The organism is Klebsiella sp. HMSC09D12 (genome assembly GCF_001808475.1).
In the GTDB taxonomy this organism is placed as follows: Bacteria; Pseudomonadota; Gammaproteobacteria; order Enterobacterales; family Enterobacteriaceae; genus Klebsiella; species Klebsiella oxytoca.
On record NZ_KV793382.1, the window covers coordinates 42,149 to 55,492 of the forward strand.

At 56.2% G+C, this 13,344-nt stretch carries 12 protein-coding genes; 5 read left to right on the forward strand and 7 right to left on the reverse strand.

The window, feature by feature from the left end:
* Nucleotides 1-13: 13 nt before the first annotated feature.
* Nucleotides 14-1,210 carry a BaiN/RdsA family NAD(P)/FAD-dependent oxidoreductase gene (locus HMPREF3178_RS01280; RefSeq protein ID WP_017145283.1) on the reverse strand — a complete coding sequence of 399 codons (1,197 nt, stop codon included), beginning with the start codon at nucleotides 1,208-1,210 and terminating at the stop codon, nucleotides 14-16.
* Between the two features lie 229 nt (nucleotides 1,211-1,439).
* On the opposite strand from HMPREF3178_RS01280, the gene pitA reads away from it, so the two are divergent.
* Nucleotides 1,440-2,936 carry an inorganic phosphate transporter PitA gene (pitA, locus tag HMPREF3178_RS01285; RefSeq protein ID WP_004106648.1) on the forward strand — a complete coding sequence of 499 codons (1,497 nt, stop codon included), beginning with the start codon at nucleotides 1,440-1,442 and terminating at the stop codon, nucleotides 2,934-2,936.
* A 67-nt stretch (nucleotides 2,937-3,003) separates the two neighbouring features.
* Here the strand turns inward: pitA and uspB are convergent, their stop codons facing one another.
* Nucleotides 3,004-3,339: a universal stress protein UspB gene (gene uspB / locus HMPREF3178_RS01290; protein ID WP_004106649.1), complete on the reverse strand. Its 336-nt coding sequence runs from the start codon at nucleotides 3,337-3,339 to the stop codon at nucleotides 3,004-3,006.
* Between the two features lie 380 nt (nucleotides 3,340-3,719).
* Between uspB and uspA the strand changes: the two genes are divergently transcribed.
* Nucleotides 3,720-4,157, forward strand: coding sequence for a universal stress protein UspA (uspA, locus tag HMPREF3178_RS01295; protein ID WP_004106650.1), 438 nt, complete (start codon nucleotides 3,720-3,722; stop codon nucleotides 4,155-4,157).
* 261 nt (nucleotides 4,158-4,418) lie between these two features.
* Nucleotides 4,419-5,885, forward strand: a complete 1,467-nt coding sequence (dtpB, locus tag HMPREF3178_RS01300) for a dipeptide/tripeptide permease DtpB (RefSeq protein ID WP_017145282.1) — start codon at nucleotides 4,419-4,421, stop codon at nucleotides 5,883-5,885.
* A gap of 138 nt (nucleotides 5,886-6,023) precedes the next feature.
* Here dtpB and rsmJ read toward each other — a convergent pair whose 3' ends face one another.
* The 5 genes from rsmJ to gntX all read right to left on the reverse strand — a co-directional run bounded on the left by rsmJ (nucleotide 6,024) and on the right by gntX (nucleotide 12,004).
* Nucleotides 6,024-6,788 (reverse strand): 16S rRNA (guanine(1516)-N(2))-methyltransferase RsmJ, encoded by a 765-nt coding sequence (gene rsmJ / locus HMPREF3178_RS01305; RefSeq protein WP_017145281.1) that lies wholly within the window; start codon nucleotides 6,786-6,788, stop codon nucleotides 6,024-6,026.
* A gap of 7 nt (nucleotides 6,789-6,795) precedes the next feature.
* The gene (gene prlC, locus HMPREF3178_RS01310; RefSeq protein WP_004106656.1) at nucleotides 6,796-8,838 is read right to left on the reverse strand and encodes an oligopeptidase A; all 2,043 of its coding nucleotides are present in this window, start codon (nucleotides 8,836-8,838) and stop codon (nucleotides 6,796-6,798) included.
* A 210-nt stretch (nucleotides 8,839-9,048) separates the two neighbouring features.
* The gene (gene gntT / locus HMPREF3178_RS01315) at nucleotides 9,049-10,365 is read right to left on the reverse strand and encodes a gluconate transporter (protein WP_004106658.1); all 1,317 of its coding nucleotides are present in this window, start codon (nucleotides 10,363-10,365) and stop codon (nucleotides 9,049-9,051) included.
* A 330-nt stretch (nucleotides 10,366-10,695) separates the two neighbouring features.
* The gene (gene nfuA / locus HMPREF3178_RS01320) at nucleotides 10,696-11,271 is read right to left on the reverse strand and encodes a Fe-S biogenesis protein NfuA (protein ID WP_004106660.1); all 576 of its coding nucleotides are present in this window, start codon (nucleotides 11,269-11,271) and stop codon (nucleotides 10,696-10,698) included.
* A 58-nt stretch (nucleotides 11,272-11,329) separates the two neighbouring features.
* A complete protein-coding gene (gene gntX / locus HMPREF3178_RS01325; RefSeq protein ID WP_029496770.1) occupies nucleotides 11,330-12,004 on the reverse strand; it encodes a DNA utilization protein GntX in 675 nt (224 codons plus the stop codon).
* Nucleotides 12,005-12,041: 37 nt separating this feature from the next.
* Here gntX and bioH point away from each other — a divergent pair, with 37 nt between their 5' ends.
* A complete protein-coding gene (bioH, locus tag HMPREF3178_RS01330) occupies nucleotides 12,042-12,824 on the forward strand; it encodes a pimeloyl-ACP methyl ester esterase BioH (protein ID WP_004116175.1) in 783 nt (260 codons plus the stop codon).
* Nucleotides 12,825-12,934: 110 nt separating this feature from the next.
* The gene (locus tag HMPREF3178_RS01335; RefSeq protein WP_004106665.1) at nucleotides 12,935-13,204 is read left to right on the forward strand and encodes a YdgH/BhsA/McbA-like domain containing protein; all 270 of its coding nucleotides are present in this window, start codon (nucleotides 12,935-12,937) and stop codon (nucleotides 13,202-13,204) included.
* Nucleotides 13,205-13,344: the final 140 nt, after the last annotated feature.

The following is a 13,344-nucleotide window of genomic DNA, read 5'->3' on the forward strand; positions in this document are numbered from 1 at the left end:
ACAGAGCAGGCGGTTATTTCTGTTCCGCTAAAGCCTGCGCGCATGCCCAGGCTGACGCCCATGCCCACTGGAAGTTATAACCTCCCAGCCAGCCGGTAACGTCCATCACTTCGCCGATAAAGTAGAGCCCGGGCACCTTACGGGCCTCCATGGTGCGCGAAGAGAGTTCGTTAGTATCTACGCCGCCGAGGGTCACTTCCGCCGTACGATAGCCTTCGGTGCCATTCGGCTGGACGCGCCATGCGGTCAGCGTCTCAACCAGCGCCTGCTGCTCGCGGACGTTAAGCTGTTTCAGGGTGACATCCGGGAGTTGGCCCAGCTGCTGCAGGCACTCAACCAACCGTTTCGGCAGTTGCATCGCAAGCGTGTTTTTCAGGCTCTGATTAGGATGCGCCGCGCGCTGTTCGTTGAGGAAGTCATCAAGATGGCAATCCGGCAGCAGATTGATGCTGACGAATTCTCCCGGCTGCCAGTAGCTGGAAATTTGCAGTACCGCCGGCCCGGACAGCCCGCGGTGGGTAAAGAGCAGATTTTCCCGGAATACGGTCCCGTTTTCCGCCGTGATGGTTGACGGCACCGAGACGCCGGAAAGCACCTGCAGCTGCTCAAGCAGCGGCTTATGCAAGGTAAACGGCACCAGGCCCGCGCGGGTCGGCAGTACCTTCAGGCCAAACTGCTCGGCAAGCTTATAGCCGAACGGCGAAGCGCCCAGACCGGGCATGGATAACCCGCCGGAGGCCACCACCAGCCTGTTCGCCGCCATCGTCTCGCCGTTAAGCTGCAGCATGTAGCCCTCATCATCCCGCTCAACGCTGATAATTTCGCTACGCAGGCGAATTTGTACGCCGCCCTTTTCACACTCCGCCAGCAGCATGTTGACGATTTGCTCGGCGGAATCATCGCAGAAAAGCTGGCCCAGGGTTTTCTCATGCCAGGCAATACCGTGTTTGCTAACCAGATCGATAAAGTCCCACTGGGTGTAGCGCGCCAGCGCGGATTTGCAAAAATGCGGGTTTTGGCTGAGATATGCCGCGGGTTCGATATACATGTTAGTAAAGTTGCAGCGTCCGCCGCCTGACATCAGGATCTTGCGCCCGGGCTTTTTACCATTATCGAGCAGCAGCACCCGGCAGCCTGCCTGCCCTGCCTGCGCCGCACAAAACATTCCCGCCGCTCCGGCGCCGATTACGATGGCATCAAACCTTTCCACACAACATTCCTCATATCCCGATTGTCGGGAATTGTAAATTTTTCATTCTGGTCGCACCAGCATGAAAAAAACAGACTTACGTACCTCATTGAAAGATATAGGAATACTCCCAACAAGGTAAAACTTAAACAGGAAGAAAATCAAAAAAAGTCTATATTTCACTTTGCCCGCGCCGCTAAAGTCACTGATAATGCGCCGCGTTCATGTCCTCAAAATGGCGTAACGTCCTATGCTACATTTATTTGCCGGTCTGGATTTACATACCGGGCTACTGTTATTGCTTGCTCTGGCTTTCGTGCTTTTTTACGAAGCGATCAATGGTTTTCATGATACCGCAAACGCTGTTGCAACTGTGATCTACACACGCGCAATGCGGTCGCAGCTTGCTGTGGCGATGGCGGCTCTTTTTAACTTCTTCGGCGTTCTGTTGGGCGGTCTCAGCGTAGCCTATGCCATCGTGCATATGTTGCCGACCGACCTGTTGCTTAACATGGGTTCAGCACATGGCCTCGCCATGGTCTTTTCCATGCTGCTGGCGGCAATTATCTGGAACCTCGGCACCTGGTACTTCGGCCTTCCGGCCTCCAGCTCGCACACCCTGATCGGCGCGATCATCGGTATTGGTTTAACCAATGCGCTGATGACCGGTACGTCGGTGGTGGACGCGCTGAACATCCCGAAAGTCATGGGTATTTTTGGCTCGCTTATCATCTCGCCAATCGTTGGCCTGGTCGTGGCGGGCGGCCTGATTTTCATCCTGCGTCGTTACTGGAGCGGAACCAAAAAACGCGCCCGTATCCACCTGACCCCAGCCGAGCGTGAAAAGAAAGACGGCAAGAAAAAGCCGCCGTTCTGGACGCGTATTGCGCTGATTCTCTCCGCCATTGGCGTTGCGTTCTCTCACGGCGCGAACGATGGTCAGAAAGGCATTGGCCTGGTCATGCTGGTTCTGATCGGCGTAGCTCCGGCTGGCTTCGTGGTCAATATGAACGCTTCCGGCTACGAAATCACCCGTACCCGCGATGCGGTCAACAACGTGGAAACCTTCTTCCAGCAGCGTCCTGAGCTGTTGAAGAAAGCGACCGGCGCTGAGCAGCTCATCCCGTCTCCGGACGCGGGGGCAGCCGCAAATGGCGAATTCCACTGCCACCCGGCAAACACCATCAACGCGCTTGACCGCGTGAAGACGATGCTGACCGGAACCGAAAGCTACGACACGCTCTCCGTTGAGCAACGCAGCCATCTGCGCCGCATTATGCTCTGCATCTCCGATACCACCGATAAAGTGGCGAAGCTGCCGGAAGTCAGTGCCGACGATAAGCGTCTGCTTAAAAAGCTGAAAACCGATATGCTGAGCACCATCGAATACGCGCCAATCTGGATTATTATGGCGGTTGCGCTGGCGCTGGGTATCGGCACCATGATCGGCTGGCGTCGCGTGGCGACCACCATCGGCGAGAAAATCGGTAAGAAAGGGATGACCTACGCACAGGGTATGTCAGCTCAGATGACCGCAGCCGTATCGATTGGTCTGGCGAGCTATACCGGTATGCCGGTTTCCACCACCCACGTGCTCTCCTCCTCGGTTGCGGGGACAATGCTCGTCGATGGCGGAGGTCTGCAGAAGAAGACCGTCACCAGTATTCTGATGGCATGGGTACTCACCCTGCCCGCGGCGATTCTGCTCTCCGGCGCGCTGTACTGGCTCTCGCTGCAGATTATCTAAGCCGTCTCGGTAATAAGACAGATAAACGGGTCAGGAAACTGGCCCGTTTTTTTTACCCGCAGTGTCACTAGTGCCAGATAGCCAGGGCAATCATGCTCACCATCACCAGGCCGCAGAGGGCGCTGGTAAGGATAAACTGCCGACGAACCCGCTCGCAGCGGCGGATGAACTCATCGTCGTGATGATCGCGGTAGCGCTGAGCGTAGATATACCACACCAGGCGCATCTGTTTGCTGGGCTGTCCATGCGACGTAAAAAAACCGCCGCCGTCGACATATTGATAGAGCAAAGGGTCACAACCACGTAGCACAACAAGCAATGCACGCAGCGACGAGAAGTAGCGTGCCATATTCACTACACATACGATACACAGGGCCCAAAACAGCGCAACAGTGCTGATCATACCTCCTCCCCGGCGACCCGTCCTCGGAGGCTCCCTCCGGGACTACCGCTCCCCAATATCAAACCGACTGTACTGTGAAAGAGTGCGATTCCGATCACGTTTATTTATCCGACCGGCTCATTAAATAGTGTAGGAGATCAGTTAATTTTTTTACCACAACGTTAATCATTATCAATGCATAAGTCGGATATATTTGTTTAACTATTTGCTGAACAAGGTAGATTGACGGATCGCGAGGGGCGCTATAAGGTAGAAATATCTTCTACAATTAGGTCCTTAAGGACTACCCCCCGCGAATGTGGCACGCAGGACGCGGGCGAAGCGGCAGCGCTGGCTGTCAGGTCCAACGGTCATCGACAACTTATGGAAGGAGTAACACTATGGCTTACAAACATATTCTTATTGCAGTAGACCTGTCCCCGGAAAGCAAAGTACTGGTAGAAAAAGCCGTTTCTATGGCCCGTCCCTACAATGCAAAAGTTTCCCTGATCCACGTAGATGTGAATTACTCCGATCTCTACACCGGCCTTATTGATGTTAACCTGGGCGATATGCAGAAACGCATCTCCGAAGAGACTCACCACGCGTTAAGCGAACTCTCTACGAATGCGGGCTATCCGATCACTGAGACCCTGAGCGGTAGCGGCGATCTCGGCCAGGTGCTGGTCGATGCGATTAAAAAATATGATATGGACCTCGTGGTTTGCGGTCACCATCAGGACTTCTGGAGCAAGCTGATGTCCTCCGCGCGTCAACTCATCAACACCGTTCACGTCGATATGCTGATTGTCCCGCTGCGCGACGAAGAAGAGGAATAACAGGACGTTATTTCATTTCGCTGATGACCAACGCCCGCCCATGCGGGCGTTTTTATTTCTCACTCCCCGCCGAAAAGAAGGAATATAAATCCATAAAATCCGCAAATTGCCAGATTGATCAACCAACAAAATCGCCATTTATCCATATAATCATTCGCCAAAGCGTATAAACATCATATCATTGCGCAAAATTAAGGTTTTTAAGCGCGTTTTGGCATACGCGTGCATACTTTTTCGGACAGGACTAAAAGGCGAAGCAATATGAACTCCACCGCACCCACAGGCTTGCTGCAGCAACCTCGCCCATTCTTCATGATCTTCTTTGTGGAACTATGGGAACGATTTGGCTATTACGGCGTTCAGGGCATTCTGGCCGTTTTCTTTGTTAAACAGCTCGGCTTCTCGCAGGAACAGGCGTTTATAACCTTTGGCGCGTTTGCGGCGCTGGTATATGGCCTGATCTCCATCGGCGGCTATGTCGGCGATCATCTGCTCGGCACCAAACGTACGCTGGTGCTGGGCGCGATTGTCCTCGCCGCGGGCTACTTTATGACCGGCCTGTCGCTGCTCAAACCCAATCTCATTTTTATCGCGCTGGGAACCATTGCGGTGGGAAACGGGCTATTTAAAGCCAACCCGGCGAGCCTGCTCTCCAAGTGCTATCCGCCAAAAGATGCCCGCCTCGACGGCGCCTTCACGCTGTTCTATATGTCGATTAACATCGGTTCGCTGCTGTCGCTGTCGCTGGCGCCGGTGATTGCCGATAAATTCGGCTACGCGGTGACCTACAACCTGTGCGGCGCCGGCCTGATTGTCGCCCTGCTGGTTTACTTCGCCTGTCGGGGGATGGTGAAAGATATCGGCTCTGAGCCGGACCACAAGCCGTTGAGTCTGCGCAATTTACTGTACGTGCTGGCAGGAACGGTGGTGATGATTTTTGTCTGCGCCTGGCTGATGCATAATGTAAAAATCGCCAATCTGGTGCTAATTATCCTCTCAGTGGTGGTGACGATTTTCTTCTTCCGCGAAGCCTTCAGGCTGGATAAAACCGGGCGCAATAAAATGTTCGTCGCCTTTATCCTGATGCTGGAAGCGGTGCTGTTTTATATTCTGTACGCGCAGATGCCGACCTCACTCAACTTCTTTGCCATCAACAACGTCCGCCATGAAATACTCGGTTTCGCGATTAACCCAGTGAGCTTTCAGGCGCTAAATCCGTTCTGGGTGGTGGTGGCCAGCCCGATCCTCGCCGCGATCTACACACGTTTGGGCAATAAAGGCAAAGACCTGAGCATGCCGATGAAGTTCACCCTCGGCATGTTCCTGTGCGCGCTGGGCTTTTTAACTGCCGCAGCGGCGGGAATGTGGTTTGCCGATGCCCAGGGATTGACCTCGCCGTGGTTTATCGTGCTGGTCTATCTGTTTCAGAGCCTGGGAGAACTGCTGATTAGCGCCCTGGGGCTGGCGATGGTTGCCGCACTGGTACCGCAGCATCTGATGGGCTTTATTCTGGGGATGTGGTTCCTGACGCAGGCCGCCGCGTTTCTGCTGGGCGGCTACGTCGCAACCTTCACCGCCGTACCGGACAACATTACCGACCCGCTACAAACGCTGCCGATATACACCAACGTATTCAGTAAAATTGGCCTGGTGACCCTGGGCGTCACGGTGGTCATGGCGATCATGGTGCCGTGGTTGAACAGGATGATTAATACAAAGAGCGCGTAAAAACGGTGCGGTCGACGAGGTTTCCCGGATTGCGGCTAACGCCTTATCCGGGCTACAGAACCCCCAGATCGCAAGAACCTGTAGCCCGGGCAAGGCGCATTGCGCCGCCCCCGGGGAAATAGCCCTGATGCAGGTTGTTTACCCCTGCGGCTCAACCGCCGTTCCGGCATAGATATCAAAGCGATGGCCTTTGGTCACCACCGCGTTAGGGGTCGCAACATTCGCCAGCGGCGGCGCGTAGTCCGGGCGCTTAACCACCACCCGCCTGATCGCCAGCTGACGCGCCGGCGCCAGCAGACCGTCGGCGTCTAAATCCGGCCCCACCAGCGACTGAAATACCCGCATCTCTTTCTTCACCAGCGCGCTTTTTTGCTTATGCGGAAACATCGGGTCGAGATAGACCACCTGCGGACGCGGGGTAATATCGGTCAGCGCCGTCAGGCTGGAGGCGTGAATCAGCTGCAGGCGCTCCTGCAACCACGAGCCGATTTCAGCGTCGGCGTAGCCACGCGCCAGGCCATCGTCGAGCAGCGCGGCAACCACCGGATTACGCTCCAGCATCCGTACGCGACAGCCGACTGACGCCAGCACAAAGGCATCCCGCCCCAGACCGGCGGTCGCATCGACGACATCCGGCAGATAGTCGCCTTTGATTCCCACCGCTTTCGCCACCGCCTCGCCGCGGCCGCCGCCGAACCTGCGCCGGTGAGCCATCGCCCCGCCGACAAAATCCACGAAAATGCCGCCGAGCTTCGGTTCATCGCGCTTACGCAGCTCAAGATGCTCCGGCGTCATCACCAGCGCCATCGGGTTGTCATCGTCCTGCTCCAGCCCCCAGCGGTCGACAAGAACAGATAAGGCGCCGTCTCCGGCGCCCGTTTCATCAATTAAACAAATTTTCACAACAGGATTAACTCTTAATACCGTAATGCTCAAGCATCGCGTCCAGCTGCGGCTCGCGACCGCGGAAGCGTTTGAACAGGACCATTGGCTCTTCCGAACCGCCGCGGCTAAGAATGTTGTCGAGGAACGACTGGCCGGTTTCGCGATTGAAGATCCCCTCCTCTTCGAAGCGCGAGAAAGCATCCGCCGCCAGCACATCGGCCCACAGGTAGCTGTAGTAGCCCGCCGCGTATCCACCGGCAAAAATGTGGCTAAAGGCATGCGGGAAGCGGCCCCAGGACGGCCCGGGAATCAACGCGACCTGCTGCTTGATTTCCGCCAGCGTTTCGAGGATTTTCGCCCCCTGCTGCGGGCTAAATTCCGCATGCAGGCGGAAGTCGAACAGGCCGAACTCCAGCTGACGCAGAATAAACATCGCCGCCTGATAGTTCTTCGCGGCCAGCATTTTCTCCAGCAGCTCCTGCGGCAGCGGCTCGCCGGTTTCGTAGTGGCCGGAGATAAACGCCAGCGCTTCCGGCTCCCAGCACCAGTTTTCCATAAACTGGCTCGGCAGTTCGACTGCATCCCACGGTACCCCGCTGATACCGGAAACGCCGGCGGTATCGATGCGGGTCAGCATATGGTGCAGACCGTGGCCAAACTCGTGGAACAGCGTGATCACTTCATCGTGGGTAAACAGCGCCGGTTTGCCGCTGACGGGACGGTTAAAGTTACAGGTCAGATAGGCAACCGGCTTTTGTAGCGTGCCGTCAAGCTTGCGCATCTGGCCAACGCAATCATCCATCCACGCCCCGCCGCGTTTATGTTCGCGGGCGTAAAGGTCGAGGTAGAAGCTGCCGCGCAGCTCGTTATTTTCGTCGTACAGTTCAAAGAAGCGCACTTCCGGATGCCAGACGTCGACGTCAGTACGCTCTTTCGCAGTAATGCCGTAAATACGCTTAACGACTTCAAACAGGCCGTTAACCGCTTTGTTTTCCGGAAAGTACGGGCGCAGCTGTTCATCGCTGATGCTGTAAAGATGTTGCTTCTGTTTTTCGCTGTAGTAAGCGATATCCCACGGCTGCAGTTCATCCACGCCGAATTCGGCTTTGGCGAAGGCGCGCAGCTGAGCCAGTTCTTTCTCACCCTGCGGACGGGCGCGTTTAGCCAGGTCGCTCAGAAAGTCGAGCACCTGCTGCGGATTCTCCGCCATTTTGGTCGCCAGCGACTTATCGGCATAGCTGTCGAAGCCCAACAGCTGAGCCAGCTCGTGGCGCAGGGCGAGGATTTCCGCCATTACCGGGCTGTTATCCCACTTACCGGCATTCGGCCCCTGGTCAGAAGCGCGGGTGGAATAGGCGCGATACAGCTCTTCACGCAGCGCCTGGTTATCGCAGTAGGTCATTACCGGCAGATAGCTCGGGATATCCAGGGTCAACAGATACCCTTCCTGCTCTTTGGCTTCAGCCTGAGCTTTCGCCGCAGCAAGTGCGCTTTCCGGCATCCCGGAGAGCTCGGATTCATCGGCGATCAGCTTCGTCCAGCCCATGGTGGCATCGAGGACATTGTTACTGTACTGATTGCCCAGTTCAGACAGGCGTGCGGCGATTTCGCCGTAGCGTTTCTGCTGCTCTTTGGCCAGGCCAATACCGGAGAGTTCAAAATCACGTAGCGCGTTATCCACCGCTTTTTTCTGCGCGGTATTCAGGGTGGCGTAATGGTCGCCGTCGCGCAGGTCGCGGTACGCTTTGTACAGACCTTCATGTTGCCCAACCCAGGTGCTGTATTCGGAGAGCAGCGGCAGAGTTTGTTCGTAGGCTTCACGCAGCTCAGGGCTGTTTTTAACCGAGTTCAGGTGGCTGACCGGGGAAAAAATACGCCCCAGCACGTCGTCCACTTCCGCCAGCGGCTGGCAAAGGTTTTCCCAGGTATACGGCGCCCCTTGCGCCACCGCGCGTTCGACCGCCGCCCGGCAATCATCCAGCGCTTTGGTGACCGCGGGGACCACGTGCTCGGGTTTGATTGCAGAAAAGGGCGGGAGCGAAAAAGGCGTCAGTAATGGATTGGTCATATGCGCAGTCCTGTTGAATTGGGTGAATGAAGCGCGCGTCCGGCGCTATAGCATGAGATCTAGAATGGGGGATAGTTTGCTGAATTTCAATGTCAGGCGCCGCGCGCAGGCGGGTATTACTGCGATAAGTCTGGCCGTGGTAGCCATTGCGCATAAAAAAAGCCGGGTTCGCATCGCGGCGACCCGGCTCGTTTCAGGCTGACGACCAGCTTATACCACCATCCCCAACAGCAGGCAGCCAATCAAACCGCACACTGAGATGATGGTTTCCAGCATCGACCATGACTTGATAGTCTCGCCAATGGTCAGGTTGAAATATTCCTTAAACAACCAGAATCCCGGATCGTTAACGTGAGAGAAGATAACGCTACCGGAGCCAACGGCGATAACCATCAGTTCCGGGCTCACGCCGGTGGTGGCGATCAGCGGCGCGGCGATACCGCCCGCGGTAATGGCCGCAACGGTGGCGGAACCCAGCGCGATACGCAGTACCGCAGCAATAGACCAGGCCATAAACAGCGGAGACATATTGGATTCGTGCATGATAGACGCAATGTACTTATCCATGCCGCTATCGACCAGCACCTGCTTGAAGGCGCCGCCGCCGCCGATGATCAGCAGCATCATGGCGATAATTTTGATCGAGGAGGTCAGCGTATCGTTAATCTGCTCCATGGAACGACCGCGGTTGAGGCCGAAAGTGAACATGGCGATCAGCACTGCGATCAGCGTTGCCATCACCGGGTCGCCAAAGAATTCCGCAATCGGCAGGAAAGCGTGGCCTTTCGGCAGCACCATTTCGGCGACGGCGCGCATGGCCATCAGAATCACCGGTACCAGAGAAGTCCAGACGCTGACGCCAAAACCCGGCATCTCTTCTTCAGTGAACGTCTTCGGGTTGTGCAGGCCTTCCGGAATCGGCTTATCGATGCCTTTCAGGAAACGTGCGTAAACCGGTCCCGCAAGAATAACCGTCGGAATCGCCAGAATCGTACCGAACAGCAGGGTCTTACCCATGTCGGCATGGAAAATAGTAGCAATCGCGGTCGGGCCCGGATGCGGAGGCAGGAATCCGTGCGTGACCGAGAGCGCAGCCGCCATCGGTACGCCGATATAGAGCAGCGGAATACCGGCGGAAGCAGCGATGGTAAAGACCAGCGGCAGCATCAGTACAAAGCCGACTTCATAGAACAGCGCAAAGCCGACGGTAAAGCCGGTCAGCACGACCGCCCATTGAATATGTTTTTTACCAAATTTGGCAATCAGCGTGGTGGCGATACGCTGCGCACCGCCGCAGTCCGCCAGCATTTTTCCGAGCATCGCGCCGAAGCCCATGATCAGCGCGAGGCTGCCGAGGGTTCCCCCAACGCCGTTTTTGATGGATACGATAACTTTATCCAGCGGCATACCCTGCATGAGCCCGACGGCAAGCGCCACCAGAACCAGAGCGATAAACCCGTTAAGCTTGAAACGGATCATCAGCAACAATAACAGGGCAACCCCGATAGCAACGATGACTAATGGCATGATTTACCTGGCCTTAATTTGTTATGGGTAACGTCATAGTTTCAACATTGACTTCATCCGTCCCGACCGGAACAAAAAATGTCTGACGCCGTAGAAGCTGGCTTTATCCTTACCCAGAGAAAGGATAGCTGGCTATTTTTTTATCTGTGGCGCCTGATGCGAATGATACGGGTAACATGACGAGTTTGAGAATCACCTGGGCGGTGAAAATTTCAAATATGAGACTTAAGTCATACTCTTTCCCGGGTTTCTGGCGGGTCGCTTAGCGGGGAATGTTGCGCGGTAACATGAAGAGAGTTGCCCGGCAGCGGAAAGCTGCCGGGCGGGGAATCAGTAGTAAGAGTGCTCGCCGCGCTGATGCTCGGTGAGATCGCGTACGCCTTTCAGTTCCGGGAACTCGTTCAACATCTGTTTCTCGATCCCTTCTTTCAGCGTTACGTCGACCATCGAACAGCCGTTACAGCCGCCGCCAAACTGCAGAATCGCCAGGCCATCATCGGTGATTTCCATCAGCGTGACGCGCCCGCCGTGGCCGGCCAGCTGCGGGTTAATCTGCGACTGCAGCAGATACTCGACGCGCTCCATCAGCGGGGCATCGTCAGAAACTTTGCGCATTTTGGCGTTGGGCGCTTTCAGCGTCAGCTGGGAGCCCAGCTGGTCAGTAACAAAATCGATTTCAGCGTCTTCCAGGTACGGCGCGCTAAGCTCATCGACGTAGGCGGTGAGCTGCTCAAATTTCAGCGCAGTATCGGAATCTTCCACCGCATCCGGTGGGCAGTAGGACACGCCGCACTCGGCGTTAGGGGTGCCGGGATTGATCACAAATACGCGAATTTGTGTCCCTTCTTCCTGATTTGCCAGCAGTTTGGCAAAGTGCGCTTGTGCAGCATCGGAAATACGGATCATAGCGTTGGCCTAATAGTTGACTATTTTACTGGGTTATTATACGCCCATCAGCAGGGGTCTACAAGGTACGGCATATACACCATACCTGAACCGTCGCGGCGCCGTTTCGCAAAAGCAGGCGGGATATCTCAGCGACGGTGCTTCCGGTTGTGACGACATCATCCACAATGGCGATATGGTGCCCCTGTAGCGACAATTCAAGCTGGAAGGCGTTTTTCAGGTTCTGTTTGCGCAATCTGGCGCTGAGCTGATGCTGAGTGGCGGTGCGGCGTCTGCGGGTCAGCGCATCGCTACGCCAGGCGCAGCCCAGCCAGCGGGATAGCGGTCGGCACAGCAGGTCGCTCTGATTAAACCCTCTCCTCCACTGGCGGCGCTGCCAGAGCGGCACGCTAATTATCCGGTCCGGATGAGGAAGATCCGGGCTGTGACGTATGCGCAGCAGCAGCAGACGCGCCAGAGCGGGCGCCAGCTCGGGCCGCTTATTGAATTTCAGCTGGTGAATCAGGCCGCTCAGCGGCGGTCGATAGTCATTAATCGTTACCAGCCGCTGCCACGGCGGCGGTTTTTGCAAGCAGCGTCCGCAGGGCAGCGTGTTTGACTGGGCCGGCAGTCCGCACTGAGGGCATAGCGGTTCGCAGGCCAGCAGCGCCGACGCGCATCGCGAACAGATCCCCCAGCGGGCGATGGCCAGCGGCATTTGGCATAGCCAGCATAAGCTGTGTGCTGTTAGCATATTTCCCCTCATATTGGTGGAAAGAGAACAGTAACTGATGAACGCGATCGAGTGGCAGACCATGGGCGAAGGAAATTGTCATCTTGTGCTGCTGCACGGATGGGGGCTGAATGCCCAGGTGTGGGATTGCATCACGCCGCAGCTGCGCTCGCATTTTACGCTGCACCTCGTCGATCTTCCTGGCTACGGCCGCAGCGGCGGCTTTGGCGCTCTGTCGCTGGAAGAGATGGCGCAGCGGGTGCTGGAGAAAGCGCCGGAGCGCGCTATCTGGCTAGGCTGGAGCCTCGGCGGGCTGGTAGCAAGTCAGGTAGCATTATCCCATCCCGATCGCGTGCAGGCGCTGGTTACCGTGGCTTCTTCCCCCTGTTTTAGCGCTCACGACAGCTGGCCTGGCATCAAGCCCGAAGTGCTGAGCGGATTCCAGCAGCAGTTGAGCGAAGATTTTCAACGCACCGTCGAACGCTTTCTGGCGCTGCAAACCATGGGTACCGAGAGCGCACGCCAGGATGCGAGAATGCTGAAAAGCGCGGTGCTGTCGCTACCGATGCCATCATCGGAAGTCTTAAACGGCGGGCTGGAGATCCTCAAAACCGCCGACTTACGCCAGCCGTTATCTACCCTCAATATGCCGTTTTTGCGCCTGTACGGTCGGCTGGATGGCCTGGTGCCGCGTAAAATCGTCCCGATTCTCGACGCCATGTGGCCCGGCAGCACGTCGTTCGTCTTTGATAAAGCCGCCCATGCGCCGTTCATTTCGCATCCGCAGGCGTTTTGCGCTCAACTGGTCGAACTGAAGCGTGAGGTCAGTAAATATTTTTAGCGGGACGTGGTAAAAACGCAGGGTGCAGCAATACTTAGGTTGTTGCGGAGGTTGACTATTTCACGCCGGACCCGCGACCTAAAAAAACAACCTAATGGAGAGTAGAGGCTATGAAACTTGTTACAGGAATTGTTGCATCTCTGGTGATTGGCTCCCTGTCCTTTGGCGCGTTCGCCGCCAAGGAGATCCAAAAAGACGAAGTGGCTAAGATGAACCTGACTAAAATCGGTTCCATTACGACCTCAAGAACAACCTCTCCGATGGATGCAAAGCGCGATCTGTCGAAAAAAGCGGATGAGCTGGGCGGCACTTATTTCGTGGTAATTGCCGGCGAGAAGAACGAAAAAACGGTTCACGCTAACGCGGACGTCTACAAGTAAGCCAGAAAGCGGGTCTCACGACCCGCTTGCACCCGAGGGCGCAGAGGCTTCCCCGGAGGCGGCGCGTTGCGCCTGTCCGGGCTACAAACCCAAAACCGCACAAACTCGTAGCCCGGACAGATGCGCAGCATCGCCTCCGG

Bases quoted from the DNA above. Each gene is read 5' to 3' on its own strand.
- pitA (WP_004106648.1), top strand. From the start codon at position 1,440: ATGCTACATTTATTTGCCGGTCTGGATTTACATACCGGGCTACTGTTA.
- uspB (WP_004106649.1), bottom strand. From the start codon at position 3,339: ATGATCAGCACTGTTGCGCTGTTTTGGGCCCTGTGTATCGTATGTGTA.
- uspA (WP_004106650.1), top strand. From the start codon at position 3,720: ATGGCTTACAAACATATTCTTATTGCAGTAGACCTGTCCCCGGAAAGC.
- dtpB (WP_017145282.1), top strand. From the start codon at position 4,419: ATGAACTCCACCGCACCCACAGGCTTGCTGCAGCAACCTCGCCCATTC.
- prlC (WP_004106656.1), bottom strand. From the start codon at position 8,838: ATGACCAATCCATTACTGACGCCTTTTTCGCTCCCGCCCTTTTCTGCA.
- gntT (WP_004106658.1), bottom strand. From the start codon at position 10,365: ATGCCATTAGTCATCGTTGCTATCGGGGTTGCCCTGTTATTGTTGCTG.
- nfuA (WP_004106660.1), bottom strand. From the start codon at position 11,271: ATGATCCGTATTTCCGATGCTGCACAAGCGCACTTTGCCAAACTGCTG.
- gntX (WP_029496770.1), bottom strand. From the start codon at position 12,004: ATGCTAACAGCACACAGCTTATGCTGGCTATGCCAAATGCCGCTGGCC.
- bioH (WP_004116175.1), top strand. From the start codon at position 12,042: ATGAACGCGATCGAGTGGCAGACCATGGGCGAAGGAAATTGTCATCTT.
- HMPREF3178_RS01335 (WP_004106665.1), top strand. From the start codon at position 12,935: ATGAAACTTGTTACAGGAATTGTTGCATCTCTGGTGATTGGCTCCCTG.